This is a genomic window from Micromonospora sp. ALFpr18c (genome assembly GCF_008868155.1).
Classification (GTDB): domain Bacteria; phylum Actinomycetota; class Actinomycetes; order Mycobacteriales; family Micromonosporaceae; genus Micromonospora.
The window spans coordinates 41,596-58,721 of the sequence record NZ_WBKR01000002.1 but is presented as its reverse complement, the minus strand read 5'-3'; the positions used below and the strand labels follow the sequence as shown (position 1 = coordinate 58,721).

15 protein-coding genes are annotated in these 17,126 nt (G+C 71.7%); 7 read left to right on the top strand and 8 right to left on the bottom strand.

The features are described from left to right. Positions 1-2 precede the first annotated feature (2 nt). The 6 genes from yidC (at position 3) to F8271_RS32880 (ending at position 7,438) form a co-directional block, all read left to right on the top strand. A complete protein-coding gene (yidC, locus tag F8271_RS01015) occupies positions 3-989 on the top strand; it encodes a membrane protein insertase YidC (RefSeq protein WP_151487731.1) in 987 nt (328 codons plus the stop codon). A 212-nt stretch (positions 990-1,201) separates the two neighbouring features. Then, positions 1,202-1,798 carry a protein jag gene (locus tag F8271_RS01010; protein ID WP_370461837.1) on the top strand — a complete coding sequence of 199 codons (597 nt, stop codon included), beginning with the start codon at positions 1,202-1,204 and terminating at the stop codon, positions 1,796-1,798. Positions 1,799-1,967: 169 nt separating this feature from the next. Further along, complete coding sequence (rsmG, locus tag F8271_RS01005; RefSeq protein ID WP_192580093.1) at positions 1,968-2,651, top strand: 16S rRNA (guanine(527)-N(7))-methyltransferase RsmG; 684 nt, start codon at positions 1,968-1,970, stop codon at positions 2,649-2,651. A 258-nt stretch (positions 2,652-2,909) separates the two neighbouring features. Continuing rightward, the gene (locus F8271_RS32110; RefSeq protein WP_151487689.1) at positions 2,910-4,229 is read left to right on the top strand and encodes a ParA family protein; all 1,320 of its coding nucleotides are present in this window, start codon (positions 2,910-2,912) and stop codon (positions 4,227-4,229) included. Between the two features lie 27 nt (positions 4,230-4,256). Then, positions 4,257-5,273: a ParB/RepB/Spo0J family partition protein gene (locus F8271_RS00995; RefSeq protein ID WP_151487688.1), complete on the top strand. Its 1,017-nt coding sequence runs from the start codon at positions 4,257-4,259 to the stop codon at positions 5,271-5,273. Positions 5,274-6,295: 1,022 nt separating this feature from the next. Next, the gene (locus F8271_RS32880) at positions 6,296-7,438 is read left to right on the top strand and encodes a hypothetical protein (protein WP_370461836.1); all 1,143 of its coding nucleotides are present in this window, start codon (positions 6,296-6,298) and stop codon (positions 7,436-7,438) included. 79 nt (positions 7,439-7,517) lie between these two features. Here the strand turns inward: F8271_RS32880 and F8271_RS00980 are convergent, their stop codons facing one another. Both F8271_RS00980 and F8271_RS00975 read right to left on the bottom strand, forming a co-directional pair. After that, positions 7,518-8,522 (bottom strand): D-alanine--D-alanine ligase, encoded by a 1,005-nt coding sequence (locus F8271_RS00980; protein WP_151487686.1) that lies wholly within the window; start codon positions 8,520-8,522, stop codon positions 7,518-7,520. A 7-nt stretch (positions 8,523-8,529) separates the two neighbouring features. After that, on the bottom strand, positions 8,530-9,843 hold the full coding sequence (locus tag F8271_RS00975; protein ID WP_151487685.1) for a PLP-dependent aminotransferase family protein: 1,314 nt from the start codon (positions 9,841-9,843) through the stop codon (positions 8,530-8,532). Positions 9,844-10,128: 285 nt separating this feature from the next. On the opposite strand from F8271_RS00975, the gene F8271_RS00970 reads away from it, so the two are divergent. Further along, positions 10,129-10,794 carry a GNAT family N-acetyltransferase gene (locus tag F8271_RS00970; protein ID WP_151487684.1) on the top strand — a complete coding sequence of 222 codons (666 nt, stop codon included), beginning with the start codon at positions 10,129-10,131 and terminating at the stop codon, positions 10,792-10,794. Positions 10,795-10,812: 18 nt separating this feature from the next. On the opposite strand, the gene F8271_RS00965 is transcribed toward F8271_RS00970, so the two are convergent. The 6 genes from F8271_RS00965 to F8271_RS00940 form a co-directional block, all read right to left on the bottom strand. Beyond that, positions 10,813-11,979 carry an N-acetylmuramoyl-L-alanine amidase gene (locus F8271_RS00965; protein ID WP_151487683.1) on the bottom strand — a complete coding sequence of 389 codons (1,167 nt, stop codon included), beginning with the start codon at positions 11,977-11,979 and terminating at the stop codon, positions 10,813-10,815. A 173-nt stretch (positions 11,980-12,152) separates the two neighbouring features. Further along, the gene (trxA, locus tag F8271_RS00960) at positions 12,153-12,476 is read right to left on the bottom strand and encodes a thioredoxin (protein ID WP_053651673.1); all 324 of its coding nucleotides are present in this window, start codon (positions 12,474-12,476) and stop codon (positions 12,153-12,155) included. 32 nt (positions 12,477-12,508) lie between these two features. Further along, positions 12,509-13,459 (bottom strand): thioredoxin-disulfide reductase, encoded by a 951-nt coding sequence (trxB, locus tag F8271_RS00955; RefSeq protein WP_151487682.1) that lies wholly within the window; start codon positions 13,457-13,459, stop codon positions 12,509-12,511. A gap of 180 nt (positions 13,460-13,639) precedes the next feature. Continuing rightward, positions 13,640-14,647: a hypothetical protein gene (locus F8271_RS00950; RefSeq protein WP_151487681.1), complete on the bottom strand. Its 1,008-nt coding sequence runs from the start codon at positions 14,645-14,647 to the stop codon at positions 13,640-13,642. Next, entirely contained in the window at positions 14,644-15,339 is a 696-nt protein-coding gene (gene sigM / locus F8271_RS00945) for an RNA polymerase sigma factor SigM (RefSeq protein WP_151487680.1), read from the bottom strand. The genes F8271_RS00950 and sigM overlap by 4 nt, the downstream gene beginning before the upstream one ends. 43 nt (positions 15,340-15,382) lie before the next feature. Then, positions 15,383-16,990, bottom strand: a complete 1,608-nt coding sequence (locus F8271_RS00940; protein WP_151487679.1) for a protein kinase family protein — start codon at positions 16,988-16,990, stop codon at positions 15,383-15,385. Between the last annotated feature and the right edge of the window lie 136 nt (positions 16,991-17,126).

The following is a 17,126-nucleotide window of genomic DNA, read 5'->3' as shown; positions in this document are numbered from 1 at the left end:
GTCTGAGTCTCGACTGGATCTACTACGCGATTTCGTGGATCCTGCTGACCTGGCACTCGGCGTGGGACGCCATCGGGGTGCCCGTCGGCGCGGTGATCGGCACGAACTTCGCCTGGATCCTGTCCATCATCTTCCTGGTGGTCACCGTCCGGGTGATCCTGTTCCCGGTCTTCGTCAAGCAGATCAAGTCGCAGCGGGCGATGCAGGCGCTCCAGCCCAAGGTCAAGGAGCTACAGGAGAAGCACAAGGGTGACCGGGAGACGCTCCAGAAGGAGATGATGGAGCTCTACCGGAAGGAAAAGGCCAACCCGCTGATGGGCTGCCTTCCGATGTTCCTCCAGATCCCGGTCTTCCTCGGCCTCTTCCACGTGCTGCGCCGGCTCGACCCGGACAAGCAGAACAAGACCCTGTACGGCTGGACCGTCGACCAGTTCCAGAGCGCCTCGCAGGCGAAGCTCTTCACCGCCCCGATCGCCGGCAAGTTCGGCTCCACGGCCGACGAGCTGGCCAGCCTCGGCGCCAACGGCACCACCGTCAAGATCATTGCTGGTGTCCTCGTCCTGGTGATGATCGCGACCACCTACCTGACCAGCCGTCAGATGATCCTCAAGACCGGTTGGGCCGAGGACCCGCAGCAGCGGATGATCCAGCGACTGATGCTCTACGGCATCCCCGCGTCGCTGCTGATCTCCGGTGCGATCTTCCCGATCGGCGTGATCATCTACTGGGTCACCAACAACCTCTTCACGCTGGGCCAGCAGCAGTGGGTGCTCCGCAAGTTCCCGCCGCCGGTGACCGCCAAGAAGGCCACCGCCCCGGCCGCCAGCCGCAACCCGGTCCAGCCCGCCAAGTCCGCCGGTCTGTTCGGGCGCTCCAAGGCCGCCCCGCCGGCGCCGGTGAAGGCCACCGCGCCCAAGGTGGCGGGCCCGAAGCCGGGTGCCAAGCCCACCAACCCGAAGAAGAGCCGCCCCGCCAAGCGGCAGGGCTGACTCGTCCGGGCCGTCGTCGGGCAACCGGCGGCGGCCCGTTCCGCACCGCGCAGCCGCCGTACGGTCGGCGCCGGACGGAACCGACCGCGCTTGACGCGGCCACGGGCGACACTGCCCGTACAGACGTGCCCGCGGGCACCGGCGACCTCCAGCCGGCCCCGGGAAACCAGTCGGACCCGACGGTCCGGCCGAGCGAGTACGGAGATGAGACCGTGACCGAGACCAGCATGCCCCGCGCCGAGCAGTCCCTGGACGAGGAGGAGACCGCACCGCTCGCGGTGGACGACGACGCCGAGACCGACGACACCGAGACCACCGCCGGCGGCCGGGCGAAGAAGGCCACGGGCGAGGGCGACCTGTTCCGGCAGAGCGAGATCGCAGCCGACTACGTCGAAGGGCTCCTCGACATCCTCGACTACGACGGTGACATCGACGAGTTGGTGGCCGGCGGCCGCCCGGTGGTCGAGGTGGTCGGCGCGCGCCTGCAGAACCTGGTGGGTCAGCGCGGGGCCACCCTGGAGGCACTCCAGGAGCTGACCCGGCTCGCCGTCTTCCGGCAGACCGGGACTCCGAGCCGCCTGCTGCTCGACGTCGGCGGCTACCGGGCGAACCGCCGCAAGGAACTGGCCGCGGTCGCCAAGAACGCCGTCGAGAAGGTCAAGGAGTACGGCGAGCCGGTCCGGCTGGAGCCGATGTCCGCGTTCGAGCGCAAGTGCGTGCACGACGTGGTGAACGCCATGTCCGGCGTGGAGAGCGAGTCCGAGGGTGTCGAGCCGAACCGGCGCATCGTCGTACGGCCGGCGGACTGATCGGGTGACACACGACGACGCCACGGCCGACGCCGTGACCGGCCCGGGCGGCACGCCGCCCGGGCCGTCCGCTGTCCGCCCCGACCACACCGGCAACGCCCCGGCGCAGGACGACGCCGCCCCGTCCCCGGTCGACGCGGCTCTCCCGGCCGAGCTCGCCCCGGCGGCACTGACCCTCTTCGGCGACCGGCTCGACCTGGCCGCCGCGTACGCCGAACTGCTCGCCACCGACGGGGTGGTCCGCGGCCTGATCGGCCCCCGCGAGGCGCCCCGGATCTGGGACCGGCACCTGCTCAACTGCGCCGCGGTCGCCGAGCGGATCCCGACCGCGGCGACCGTGCTCGACGTCGGCTCCGGCGCCGGCCTGCCCGGCCTGGTCCTGGCCATCGCGCGCCCCGACCTGACGGTCACGCTGATCGAACCGCTCGCGCGACGGACGTCGTTCCTCATCGAGGTCGTCGAGCGGCTCGGCCTGACCAGATCGGTACGGGTGTTCCGGGGTCGGGCCGACGAGGCCGCCAGTGGGTCGAGCGGACGGGAGCCGATCAGCGGCGACGTCGTGACCTCCCGCGCGGTCGCACCACTGGACCGCCTGGCGACCTGGAGCCTGCCACTGGCGGTGCGCGGCGGCCGGCTCCTGGCCCTCAAGGGATCATCCGCCGCCGCGGAGATCGAGGAGCACGCCGACGTGGTGGCGCGGGTCGGCGGAGGGGAGCCCACCGTGCACCTCTGCGGTGTCGGAGTCATCGACCCGCCCACGACCGTCGTGGAGATCGTGCGCGAGCGGATGGTCGGCCCGGCCCGCCCCACCGCCAGCAAGCGGACCCGGGGCGGACGGGCCCGCCGCCGCTGACCCTGTGCGCCATCGGGCGTCCGGCCGACGGGTTGCCTCGTTGTACCGGTACGGATGGAACGAGGGTATGAGAACCCGACGTGGACCGGCCACGCCCGTCCGCCGTAGGCTGACCGCGCGTCGATAGTGTGGAGCGGGCGACGGACGTCGTAGGTCTCCGACCGCTCCCGAGGGGCCGTACGCTCCGGGGTGCGAGCGCGGGTGCGGCCAAGTTGACCGGGGCGCGGACCGACCATCCGAAGCGGGCAGGGATGACAGGTGCATGACGACGGCAGGTACGACGATCCACGCGTGACCGGGTCAACCAGCGACCCTGTTTCACGTGAAACCGACTACCCGAGCTGGTCGCCCGGCGAGCCCGGGCCGTCGCCCCGACCAGCGGACAGCGATCCGCTGGTGTCGAGCGACGATCCGGCGGGCCAGCCGGTCGGACCGGAGAGCCCGGATCCGATGACTACTCGACGGGCGTCCGAAGGGCTCACCCGACCGGTCAACGCCGTCGACGTGCGGCAGACGGTCGGACGGCGGAACACCGCAGCGGCGGTGCGTTTCGAGCCGGCGGTCCCGCACCAACCCACCGCGGCGGTCGCTCGGGACGCCGCGCCGGTGGTCGCCGACGCGCCGGTCGGGTCGGCCGAGTCGCTGGCTGCTATGGCGGCCGATCCCACGTACGTTTCACGTGAAACCCCGACGCGCGAAGAGGATGACCCACCGTTGGCTATGGAGGCGATGCGCGCCGTGCAGATCCTGAATCCCAGTGGCGAGGTGACCATGCCTCGGCCGGACCGGACCCGGGTCATGTGCGTCGCCAACCAGAAGGGCGGCGTGGGCAAGACCACGACCACGGTCAACCTTGCGGTGGCACTCGCCCTGCACGGCAACCGGGTGCTCGTCGTCGACCTCGACCCGCAGGGCAACGCCTCCACCGGGCTCAACGTCCCGCACCACACCGGCATCCCGGACGTCTACGACTGCCTTATCAACAGCGTGCCGCTGTCCGAGGTCGCGCAGGCGGTCGAGGGCATCCCCAACCTGTGGTGCGTACCGGCGACGATCGACCTCGCCGGCGCGGAGATCGAGCTGGTGTCCGTCGTCGCTCGCGAATCGCGTCTGGATCGGGCCATCGCCGCCTATCCGGGCCAGTTCGACTACGTCTTCATCGACTGCCCGCCCTCGCTCGGCCTGCTCACGGTCAACGCCCTGGTCGCCGCGCAGGAGGTGCTGATCCCCATCCAGTGCGAGTACTACGCCCTGGAGGGGCTCAACCAGCTGATCAACAACATCAACCTGGTACGGCAGCACCTCAACCCGAAGCTCGACGTCTCCACGATCCTGTTGACGATGTACGACCGCCGTACCCGGTTGGCGGACGCGGTCGAGCAGGACGTCCGGAACCACTTCGGCGACAAGGTCCTCCAGGCGGTCATCCCCCGCAACGTCCGGGTCTCCGAGGCACCCAGCTACGGCCAGTCGGTGATGACCTACGATCCCGGATCGCGGGGAGCCACGAGTTACTTCGAGGCCGCCCAGGAGATCGCCGAGCGGGGCGTCAAGGAGCCGGTGGGCCGGAATGCGTAGTGCGGAAGAGTCGCTGGGAGGCGTGGCATGAAGAACCGTCCTCGGGGCGGTCTGGGTCGGGGCCTGGGGGCGCTCATCCCGACCGGGCCGGTGAACGGCGTCGGCGCCGTGACGGCCGAGCCGGAGAACGGGTCCGTCGATGACGAGGGGACCACCGAACCGACACCGGCGACGGCCTCGGTCGCCCCGCTGGCGGAGACCGAGCTGGCGCTCAGCCCGGTGCCCGGCGCCCGGTTCGCCGAGATCCCGGTCGACGCGATCGTGCCGAACCCGAAGCAGCCCCGCCAGGTCTTCGACGAGGAGGCGCTGGAGGAGCTGAAGACCTCGATCCAGGAGGTCGGCTTCCTTCAGCCGATCGTCGTCCGGCAGCTCGACGACGAGAAGTACGAACTGGTGATGGGCGAGCGGCGTTGGCGCGCCGCTCAGGCCGTGGGGCGGGAGAACATTCCCGCGATCGTCCGGGACACCCGCGACGACGCCATGCTCCGCGACGCGTTGCTGGAGAACATCCACCGGGCCAACCTGAACCCGTTGGAAGAGGCCGCCGCCTACCAGCAGCTGCTGGAGGAGTTCGGTGCCACCCACGAGGAACTCGCTCGCCGGATCGGCCGGAGCCGTCCGCAGATCTCCAACACCATCCGACTGCTGAACCTGCCGGCGCAGGTGCAACGCCGGGTCGCCGCCGGAATCCTTTCGGCGGGTCACGCCCGCGCGCTGCTGAGCCTCGACGAGTCGGAGGCCCAGGAGCAGTTGGCGTTGCGGATCGTGGCCGAGGGCCTCTCGGTCCGCGCGACCGAGGAGATCGTGGCGCTGACGCTGAACGACGGCCCGGCGAAGGGGCAGGCGGCGAAGCGGCGTCCGAAGCCACACGCGCCGGCCCTCTCCGATCTCGCCGACCGCCTGTCCGACCGGTTCGACACCCGGGTGAAGGTCGACATCGGCCGGAGCAAGGGCAAGATCACGATCGAGTTCGCCACGGTCGACGACCTTGAGCGGATCGTCGGAATCATCGGAGTGCAGCAGGAGGAGGAGAGCGGAGACTGACCGCTCTCCGTCGCTCGCGGCCGCGCTCCCTCGGGGCGCGGCCGTTCTGCGTCTGCCGCGCCGGTCCCCGTTTCACGTGAAACGGGGACCGGCGGTGGGTCGGCGCGTGCCCGTGGACCGCCTCCGCAGCCGACCCGAACGCGCCCGACCGGCGGCTGTGGTGATCCGCGCCGCGCTCGTTTCACGTGAAACCGAGCGCTCGTCGGGGCCCCCGGGCGGATGCGGTTGCCCGGGGATCATCATGGAGGGGCCCCGTGCGCCCGCTCAGTAGCCTCCTGCCAGCCCGTAGACCGGTCGCGAGGGCTGGTGTCTGAGCACGTCGAGTCGCGGCCTCTTGGTCGCCTTGCGCGTTCGTGCGTCCGGGCCCCACGTTTCGCCGGACCGGCTTCGAGGGCCCCCGCCCCCGCCTGGACCCGCCGGTCGATCGGGTCTGACTCGGCGGGTGAGAGTGCCGAGTCGGCGTCGCGCGCCTCGACCCGCCGGCCGATTGTCGCCGGGAACCGGGTGGCGGGGTTCGGCCCGGCCGCAACAGCCCGACTCGGTCGCCGGGGTACCGACAGCGGATCGAAGGTGCCGGCGGTGAACTGCTGACGTTGCCCGTGTGCCGGGCGATCGCGGCGGCCGGGGATGGTTCACCCGACCCTCGCGAGAGCCGCGCGGGGAGATGACCGGGGCTGTCGAGGCGCAGGGCTGGCCATCACACGTCCCCGAGCCGCCCCCGCCAGCGGTCCGCAGGAGACTCGACGCACCGGATCGGCCGTCCGGACGCAACGAACGAGGGCCGGAAAAGTTATCCACACCGGTTGTCCACAGGCACCCCCCGTTTCACGTGAAACGCCGCGTGAAAGCGGGTGCCAGCCTGTGGATGACGGCCTGTGTCGGGGATCTCGGCAGCCTGTGGATATCCGTCCACCGGGCGTCGCAGAACCCGGGAACCGATCGACGGTGGACGCTGACCTGGTCGGTCGGGAGCGTTCAATCGGGTAGGGACAGCGGTGCCAGACTCGGTTAGGGTCAGCGTCGTGCACGACACCCCTCCCTCAGTCCCGGACTTCACCCAGTGGCCCTCGTTCCCCTTCGAGGGTGACCTGCGGGTGAAGCAGCTCGACGACCCGGTCCCGGTCGAACCGCCACGCAAGGGCGAGGGCCTCCGGGAATGCACGGCCTGCAACGCGCCAGACGACGCCTACATCTGGGTCGGGGAGCGTTGGCGGGTACGCGCCATGGACCGGCCCACCGGCCTGCCCATGGTGCTCATCCTCGAATCGCGGACCCACCTCGACCTGGGCGACCTACCGAACCTGCTCGCCGCCGAACTGGGCGTGATGACCGTACGTCTGGAGCGGGCCATCCGCTCCCTGGACGGCGTCGCCCGGGTGCACGTCAACCGGTGGGGCGACGGCTCCGCGCACCTGCACATGTGGTTCCTGGCCCGGCCCTACGGCCGGCTTCAGTTGCGCGGCACGTTCCTGTCCCTGTGGGACTCGATCCTGCCGCCGATCTCCGAGGCGCAGTGGCGGGAAAATCTGGCGCTCGTCGCCGCGTGGCTCGCGGAGTTCGGCGGCCGGCCGCTTGCCGAGCCGCCCCGCATCCAGTGGCAGGCGCCGTCCAGCCTGCTGGCCCAGTCCGCTGCGGCGCACGCCGCCGCCGAGGCGGAAGCCGTGTCGGTGATCGAGGCGGCCGAGGAGATCCCAGAGCCGACGTCCGACTCCACGATCGGAACCGACAGCGACAGCGGCGGCGACGCGGTCACCGATGGTGTCCCCGCGACCGGGGCCACCGCCCACGCCGAGCGCGAATCGCCGACCATGGGCACCACCGCACACGCCGACTCGGCGACCCTGCCCACAGCCGTCGAGCCGGAGAAGAAGGCCGGCGCCGGTCCACCACCGGACACCGACGCCGCCGCCGGTGCAGAGGCCAACCTCGGGCACATCCCCGCCGAACGCGCCAACGCCGACGACCCAACCAGCGAACCCGCCAACGCCGACGCCACGGCCGCCGAACACGCCGACGCCGAACACGCCGACGCCGACTTCGATCCCGACGCCGACGAGACCCAGAGCTCGGCCGCCCACCACCGCCGTACCCGCGCGGCAGGAGCGGACGACGCCCAGGTCGGCAGCGGTCGAGAGGCACCGGAGGACGCGCCGTCCGGTCGCTGAGCAATGAGGTTGGCGGTGGCACCGGATGTGCGGCCGCCAACCTCGACGTCGGCAGACGGTGCCGGGTACGCCGAGCGGGTCAGGACGTGGCGATGCGGGCGGCGGCCCGGGTCACCAGGGAACCGATGAGCCGGCCAAAGTCCAGGCCCGCCGCCTGCACGGCGAGCGGCAGCAGCGACGTCTCGGTCATCCCGGGTGAGACGTTGACCTCCAGAACGTGCGGTTGACCCGCAGCGTCCACGATCACGTCGACCCGGGACAGGTCCCGTAGTCCGAGAGCGGTGTGCGCGGCGAGTGCCACGTCCGCCACGGCGGCGGCCACCTCCGGATCCAGCCGGGCCGGAGCGTGCCAGGTGGTCCGCCCGGCGGTGTAGCGGGCGGCGTAGTCGTACACGCCGTTGCGGGGCACGATCTCCACCGGCGGCAGCGCCTGCGGGCCGTCGCCGAGGTCGATTACGGAGACCGCCACGTCCATGCCGGGCACGTACCGCTCCACGAGCGCCGTCGAGTGGTACGCGAAGCAGCCCACCATCGCGGCGGGCAGCGCCGCGGCCTCCCGAACCACCGCACCGCCCAGCCCCGACCCGCCCTGCGCCGGCTTGACCATCAGGGGCAGGCCGAGACGGTCGGCGATCCGGTCCAGGACGGCCACCGCGCCAAGCTCGGAGAAACGGTCGTGCGGGAGAGCCACCCAGTCGGGAGTGGGAATGCCGGCCTCGCGGAGCACCGCCTTGGCCGACGGTTTGTCCCAGGCCAGCCGGGAGGCGCGCGCGTCACAGCCGACGTACGGGACGTCGCACAGATCCAACACACCGCGCAGCGAGCCGTCCTCGCCGGTCGCGCCGTGCAGTGCGATCACCACGGCGTCCGGCGGGTCGGCGGTGAGGGCTGGCAGCAGTGCGACATCGGCGTCCCGCAGTTCCGCCTCGACACCGACGGCACGCAGCGCGTCGAGCACCCGGCGGCCCGAGCGCAGCGACACGTCCCGCTCGTAGGAGAGCCCGCCGGCGAGGACCAGCACACGCAGGTCGGCCGAGACGGCGGGATCGGTCACGAGGAGGCGCTCGGCAGCTGTCGTACCCATGCCGGCATCATGCCAAGTCAGGACCTGGCACGTCGGAGCCGGCCTGGCCGCGCCGACCCGCGGCGCCGCCCACGGCACCGAAGACGCGGCGCATCGCGATCTCTTGCTCCATGACGCCGGCCAGCCGGCGGACGCCCTCGCGGATCCGCTCCGGCGGCGGGAAGCTGAAGTTCAGTCGCATGGTGCTCGTGCCGGTGCCGTCCGCGTAGAAGCCGGTGCCGGGCACGTAGGCGACCCGGGCGGCGACCGCGCGCGGCATCATCGCCTTCGAGTCGAGCCCGTCGGGCAGGGTGGCCCAGACGAAGAGGCCGCCGGCCGGTGTCGTCCAGCTGGTGCCCTCGGGCATCAGGTCCGCCATCGCGTCGAGCAGCGCGTCGCGCCGCTCCCGGTAGACCTCGCGGTAGACCTTGAGCTGCTGCCGCCACGGCATCGTGCCGAGGTAGGTGGCCACCGCCGCCTGGGCGTAGCCGCTGGGGCAGAGGATCTGCGCCTCGCTGGCGATGACCAGCTTGTCGCGGACCGCGTGCGGCGCCAGGATCCAGCCCACCCGCAGACCCGGCGCGAAGGTCTTGGAGAAGGTGCTCAGGTAGAACACCCCGTCGCGGCGGCGGGCGCGCAACGGTGCCGGCGCCTCACCCTCGAACCCCAGCTGGCCGTACGGGTCGTCCTCGACGACGAGCAGACCGGCGCGCTCGCAGATGTCGAGCACCCGTTCGCGGCGCTCCTCGCTGAGGGTCACGCCGGTCGGGTTCTGGTAGGTGGGGATCGTGTAGAGGAACTTCACCCGACGGCCCGCGCGCGCCAGGTCGGCGATGGCCGTCTCCAGCGCCTCCGGGATCAGCCCGTCGGCATCCATGGGTACGTGCACGACCTGGGCCTGGGCAGCCTGGAACACTCCGAGCGCGCCGACGTAGGTCGGCCCCTCGGCGAGCACCACGTCACCCGGGTCGAGGAAGAGTCGGGCCACCAGGTCCAGTGCCTGCTGCCCGCCGACGGTGACCACCACGTCCTCCGGGGAGGCGCCGCATCCGGCGTCGATCCCGGAGAGCGCCATCACCTCGCAGATCCGCTCGCGCAGCTCCAGGGTGCCCTGGCCGATGCCGTACTGAAGGGTGGTGACGCCGTGCTCGGAGCCGAGCCGGCCGAGCATCTCGCCGACCGCGTCGAGCGGCAGGGCGGCGATGTACGGGGCCCCGCCGGCGAGTGAGACGACCTCCGGCCTGCTGGCCACCGCGAAGAGTGCTCGGATCTCCGAGGCGGTCATCCCGCGTACCCGCCGGGCGTACCGGTCGGTGTAGTCGTCGAGTGTCGTGCCGGTCATGACCTCACCTCGATCACTGCTCGGGTGGCTCCCGTCCGGGTACCCCGCACGCGGGCGACCATGGCGGTCGGGACACCGATTGTCGATCCTAGTCGCCTCTGGCCAGGGTGCTGGCCCTCCGTGACGGATCGTCCACATCCCGGACCATCCCTCGGTGCGGTGGCGATCTGCGCGTCCCCTCCCGTACCGCCGATCGGCGGCGTACGATCGCTCGTCGGGGACAGGAAGGCGGCGCTGTCGTTGCGTGCCGGCCTCACCACCGAGCCTATTGTGGGGATGCGCCATATGTCGCGACGTCTGGTCAGCCTGACCCTCGACACGCTTGAGGACCTTCCTCGCCCCTGCCGGCAGTGCGTCTACTGGGAGCTTGATCCGGTCTCCGCCGACCGGGCCTGCGCCGCCGGTGACCCGGGTCTGGAGAAGGAGGCGTGGGTCTCCCAGACCCTGCTGGAGTGGGGTTCCTGCGGCAAGCTCGCGTACGTCGACGGCATGCCGGCGGGTTTCGTGATGTACGCCCCGCCGGCCTACGTGCCCCGCTCGATGGCCTTCCCGACGTCGCCGGTCTCCGCCGACGCGGCGCTGCTGATGACGGCGAACGTGGTGGCCGCCTTCGCCGGTGGTGGGTTGGGCCGGATGCTGGTGCAGGGCGTCGCACGGGACCTGACCAAGCGGGGGATCAAGGCGATCGAGGCGTTCGGTGACGCGAAGTTCGGCGACGCGGACGACCCTGCGGGTGGCTGCGTCGCGCCGGCCGACTTCTTCCTCTCCGTCGGGTTCAAGACCGTCCGTCCGCATCCCCGGTTTCCCCGGCTGCGACTTGAACTGCGGACCGCGTTGAGCTGGAAATCCGACGTCGAGTACGCGTTGGAGAAGCTGCTCGGCTCGATGAGCCCGGAAACCCTGCTCCGTCCGGTCCGTCCCGCTCCTGCGACCCGTGCCACCGGCGGCTGACCGACGCCTCGCGGCAGATCAGGTGACCACCGTGGCGGCGGTCACCACCGCACGCAGTTCGCTGACGTCGAGCGAGCCGGTCGGCACGTCCCGCTCGATCGGGTAGTACATCCGCTGCACCGCGGCCACGATCGCCTCGACCACCCGGTCGCGGAACCGGGGGTCGACCAGCCGGGCGCGGTCGGTCGGCGAGGTGAGGTAGCCGACCTCGACGCGTACGGCCGGCATCCGCGTCAACCGCAGCAGGTCCCACGCCTTGGCGTGCGTACGGCAGTCCCGTAGCCCGGTCCGCGCGACGATCTCCCGCTGCACCAGCCCGGCCAACCGTTCGCCGGTCGCCGAGGTCACGCCGTTGTCGGTGCCGTAGTGGTAGGTCGCCACCCCCTCCGCGTCCGGGTTGGCGTGCCCGTCGAGGTGCAGCGAGATGAACACGTCGGCGCCGAGCGAGTTGGCCAGCAGCGCCCGGTCGGTGTCCGGCAGGCAGCTGTCGGGCGACGGACCCCGGGTCAGCTGCACCCGCACCCCAGCCGCGGCGAGCCGCCCCTCCAGCCGGCTGGCCAGGTCGTGCACCAGGTCCGCCTCCGTCCAGCGCAGCGGCCCGTCCGGCACCACCATGCCCGGGTCGGTGCCGCCGTGCCCGGGGTCGATGACGACGGTCTTGCCGACCAGCGCCGGCCCGGACTGCCGGATGGCGTCGGATTCGCGGAGCCACTGGGGGCGGCCACCGACGACCTTGCGGCCGATCCGACGCAGCGCGTTCATCGTGTGCGGCCCGCAGGACCCGTCGGGGGTGAGCCCGACCTCCCGCTGGAACTGGGCCACCGCACGGGAGGTCCGGATGCCGTAGATGGCGTCCGCGCGACCCACGTCGTACCCCATTTCCAGCAGTCGCTCCTGGAGCGACCGGACGTCCTCGCCGGTGAGCGGGTCGGGCACCGCGTGGTAGAGGGTGCGGGCGCCGAGCCGCCAGCGGGCGGCGTCCAGCGCACCCCAGGTTTCCGTTCCGACCCGGCCGTCGACGCTGAGCCCCCGGGACTGCTGGAACGCGCGGACGGCCCGTTCGGTGTCGAGGTCGAACTCGTCGGCGTCCGGACCGGCGGTGGACGCGAGCAGGTCGAGGCCGGTGAGGATGGTACGGATCTCCGTGACCGCTGGTCCCCGGTCACCGGGTCGGATCGGACGCACGCACGACCCCCTCTGCACGACGGTGGCTGGCCGGGCGGCGGCCTCGGCTTGAGGCTATGCGTTCTCCGGCGGTGAGGGGGCGCGGGCCGGGAAAAACGCCGCCGGCTCCGACCCGAAAAAGACCGAACCCCGCACCCCTTGACGGGTACGGGGTCCGGTGCTGTTTCTACTGGTCAGAGCGCCGATTCGATGAGTCGGACCAGCTCGCCCTTCGGCTTGGCACCGGCGATCGACTGCACCGGCTGGCCGTTCTTGAACACGGTGAGCGTCGGCACCGACATGACCCGGTAGGCACGGGCGGTCTCCGGGTTCTCGTCGATGTTGAGCTTGACGATGCTGACCCGGTCGCCCATCTCGCCGGCGATCTCCTCAAGGAGCGGCGACACCTTGCGGCAGGGGCCGCACCACTCGGCCCAGAAGTCCACCAGAACCGGCTTGTCGGCCTGCAGCACGTCGGCGACGAAGCTCTTGTCCGTGACAGCCTTGGTATTTCCCACTATTGCCCCTCCTCCGGGATGTGTTTCCTGTTTCAGCTGAGCGTCGCGATGAACCGCTCGGCGTCGAGCGCGGCGGCACAGCCGGTGCCGGCCGCGGTGATCGCCTGGCGGTAGGTGTGGTCGACCACGTCGCCGGCGGCGAAGACACCGGGCACGTTGGTGCGGGTGCTCGGCGCCTGGACCTTCACGTAGCCCTCGTCGTCCAGCTCGACCTGGTCCCGGAACAGCTCACTGCGCGGGTCGTGACCGATGGCGACGAACACGCCGGTCACGTCCATCACCTTGGTCTCGCCGGTGTGCACGTTGCGAACCCGTACGCCGGTGACCTTGCCGTCATCGCCGAGGATCTCCTCGACGGTGCTGTTCCACTCGACCTTGATCTTCTCGTTGCTCAGCGCCCGGTCGGCCATGATCTTGCTGGCCCGGAACGAGTCACGCCGGTGGATGATGGTGACCGTGTCGGCGAAACGGGTGAGGAACGTGGCCTCCTCCATCGCCGAGTCACCGCCGCCGACAACCACGATGTGCTGGTTACGGAAGAAGAACCCGTCACAGGTGGCGCACGCGGAAACACCGTGGCCCAGGTACTCCTGCTCGCCGGGCACGCCCAGCGGACGCCAGGCCGAACCGGTGGAGAGGATGATCGAACGGGCCCGGTACGCGGTCTCGCCGACCCAGACGGTGCTCACCGCGCCGGAACCGGCGTCGCCGGTGTCCACCAGCTCGACCCGGGTCACGTCGTCGGTGAGGAACTCGGCGCCGAACCGCTCGGCCTGCTTGCGCATGTTGTCCATCAGCTCGGGGCCGAGGATGCCGTCGGCGAAGCCGGGGAAGTTTTCCACCTCGGTGGTGGTCATCAGCGCGCCACCGGACTGGACGCCCTCGATGATCAGCGGCTTCAGGTTGGCGCGTGCGGCGTAGACCGCCGCCGTGTAACCGGCCGGCCCGGAGCCGATGATGATCAGGTTGCGGACCTCGTCCACTGCCGTCTCCCGCGTTGTGTGTGTTCGGCGTTGGTGCGCACCGACGCCGATCCGAGTGCCGACGCCTGGAGGGTGCCGGCAGCTGACTTCCAGAACGTCATCGTACGAACCGGGGATTCCCGAGCCGGGCATCCGGTGGGTCAGGTCACGTAGAGGGTCATCACACCGGTGACCGTGGATTCACCCTACCCGCGTCGAATACCGCGTGTCCGAGGCGGACCCGGGGACGCCGCACTCCGGGCCGCTCACCCAGGCCCAGCGGGCCCCGGTCGAGTCGGTGAACCGGACGATCAACGCCTGCTCGCCCTGGAACTGCGCGTAGTCGATCACCTCGACCACCAGCGGTGCGGAACCGTGCTCCGCCGCGATGTCGGCCAGGCAGGCGGTCAGCGCGGTCTCGTCGGTCAGGCGGGCCAGCTGGTTGAGGCCGTCCGGCGCGGGTCGCCGGCCGCCCTCGGCATCCACCTCGGGCTGCTCGGCGGGGGCGTCGCCGGAGGCGCCGGTGGGCGTGCGGCTGGAGATGTCGGTGGCCCGGTAGGGCACCGGTCCGCTCTGCGCGTCGCCGAAGGTCTGCGGGTCGTAGTTCGTACCGCTGCGTAGTGCCGGCCCTGTGGTGCGGACCGCTCCGGCCGCCGCCGCGCCCTCGGGCGCGCTGGCCGGCCGGTCCAGGGCGCTGGTGCCGGCGGAGTCCGAGGTGTCCGTCGAGAGCTGGTTGAGGCCCAGCGCGACCGTGATGACCGCGGCCGCCGCGAGGGCCACCGGTGCACCGCGCCGCGCCCAGCGGCGTCGGCGGCGACCCGGGCCGGTGGCTGCGGCGCGATCCGGCTCGGACGGTGCCGATCCGGCCGGCCGGCGGCCGGAGCCGACCTGGGACGGCACGACAACCGGGGTGTTCGTGGTGTCCGTGCCGGCCGAGGCCCCGTCCGGCGAATCGTGTGCGGCGGCCAGTGCCGCGGACAGCCGGTCGGCGATCTCCGACGGCATCTCCGGGGACGGGTCGGCCCAGGCGGCCAGGTCGGCGTGCACCTGCGTCAGCGCGCCGCTCAGCCGGGCGTGCGCCTCGGCCCACGCCGGGTCCTCGTCCACCAGCCGGGCGACCTCGGTCTGCTGTGGCGTGCCGTCCAGCGCCCCGCCGAGGTAGTCAGCGAGCAGGTCGTCGTCGACCTCCCGGAACCCCTCGGTCGTCACGTGTCCTCCTGGTTGGCGTCCCGCCGGTAACGGCCCGGCCCCGATCCGACGCCCTCTACCGGGCGGGGGTTCCCCGGGGTGACGTCCGGCACGTCCGCGATCGGGCCGGGCGGACCCGACCGGGTCGGGCGGAGATGCCCGAGCACCACCGCGAGCCGGGCGCGGCCCCGCGCGCAGCGGCTCTTCACCGTGCCCTCCGCGACGCCGAGGATGCGGGCCACCTCGGCGACGGGGTAGCCCTGCACGTCCACCAGCACCAGGGCGGCGCGTTGTTCGACGGGCAGGGTGGCGAGAGCGTCGCGGACCACCAGCGCGGTGTCGTGGTCCTGCACCGGTGCGGCCGGCTCCACGCCCCTGGTGCCGGAGCCGTCCCCGGCCCGGTCGCCGTCGGGCAGCGGCACGGTCGGGTGTGCCTGGCGGCGCCGGATCCGGTCGAGGCAGGCGTTGACCACGATCCGGTGCAGCCAGGTGGTGACAGCCGAGTCGCCGCGGAAGCGCCCGGCGGCCCGGTGCGCGGACAGCAGGGCGTCCTGGAGGGCGTCCGCCGCCTCCTCGCGGTCGCCGAGCGTCCGCAGGGCCACCGCCCACAGCCGGTCGCGGTGCCGGTGGAACAACTCGGCGAAGGCGTCCCGGTCGCCGTCGACGTGGGCGCGCAGCAGCTCCAGATCCGTTGCGGCGTCGCGCCCGTCCATCACCACGTCCTACGGATGTGGTGCCACGGCGGAGGTGCCGGGCTCACGACCCCTGGACCGTGATCTCCTGCACCCCCAGCTTGAAACCACCCTCGGCCGGGGGCAGCTCGGTGATCCAGAACAGCAGGTACCGGTATTTCGTGTCGGCGTCGAAGCCGTTGAACGTCATGGTGGTGCCGTCGTGGTCCTCGAACGGCTGGCCGATCGCGGTCTTGTAGCTGCCGACCAGCTGCTTGTCGCCGCTGAAGCTGGACGGCGGGTTGGTGGTGCCGGCGAGGAGCTGCGCGGACGCGCCAGTGGCCGAGAGCACCGCCTGGACCGACTTGACGTTGCGCGGCTGGCCCAGGTCGATCCAGACGCCCATGCCCTTCTTCAGGTTGCCGAAGTTGGGCCAGCCCCGATAGGTCTCGGTCTCCCAGCCCTTGTCATCGTCACCGTCGATGACCTTGTCGGCGCCGTCGACCTCGCTGCGGTCCTTGCTGTACGGGTCGATGATCCGCACGCTCTTCACGGTCAGCTTGTGCGCCGTGGCGGCGGCCGGAGTGGCGTCACCGGTCGGCGCGCCGGAGGTGGGCGTGGCGACCGGGTTGGCCTGCTGCTCCTTGTCGTCACCGCCGAGGGCGCTGATCCCGATCAGCAGACCGACCAGGGCGACCACCAACAGGCTGGCGATGCCCACGGCGACCTTGCGACCGCCGGCCGCGGCCAGCGGCGACGGCTCCTCCTCGGTGTCGGCGGCGAACCGCAGCGGGCCGCTGTTGTCGAGGTAGTGCTCATCCTCGGCCGGCACGTCCAGGCGGGCCAGCTCGGCAGCGAGCACGTCTGACGAGGGCGGGGCGATCTCGGCGTCGAGCAGATCCATGGTCAGGTCGTCCAGGTATGCGGGCACACCGGCCCGGACCTGGCGAGGTGCCGCGATGGCGCCGGCGGCGTCCCGGACAGCGTCCGGGATGGCGGCCCGGCCGTGGCCCGCGGTGGCACCGCGTAGTGGTGCCTCGGCGTGCGGCCAGTGACCGGTCAGGGCGAAGTAGAGGATGCCGCCGACCGCCCGGATGTCGTTCTCCTGGCTGTCGGCGCCGTCGGTGCGCGCGTCGGCCAGCACCACACGGCCCTCGTCGCTGATCATGACGGTGCCGGGGTGGACGTTGCCGTGCACCATCCCGGTGGCGTGCACCGCGGCGAGCGCGCTCGCGGCGGCGTTGCCGATCGCGGTGGCGCGAGCCGGGTCCAGGGGTCCCTCGGTCGCCAGGTCGCGCAGCGACTGCCCGTCCACCCACTCGCGGACCACGTACGCCCGCTCGGCCTCGTCGATCGCGTCGTAGACGCCGACCAGGTTGGGATGGATGACACGGCTCGCCGCGACGGCGGCCTGAAGCATCTCGGTGGCGGAGTCGCCACCCGGGTAGCGCAGCACGACCGCGACGGGACGGCGCAGGATGACGTCGACCCCGCGCCAGACCAGCCGACCCGCGCTGTCGTTGTTGATGTGCTCGACCAGCTCGTAACGCTCGGCGAGGATTTCACCGGCCGTGGGAGCACCGAAGGTCATGACCGGCGGAGCGCTCTCGTCCGCCTCCTGACCCTCGCCGACCTGGGTCACCCGTCCTCCCTCGGTGATCGTGTCGATCGATGGACCCGAACTGCTGGGCATGTGGCTTCCCGCTCTGCCGTCGAAGGAACCGGCCGACCGATGCCGACGCCCAGCGTCGGCGCCTGCCGTACCCGTCGAGAGCGACCTTACCCGGGTTGCCCGTCTCCCCGACATGTCATCTTCCCGCCGTACCCGG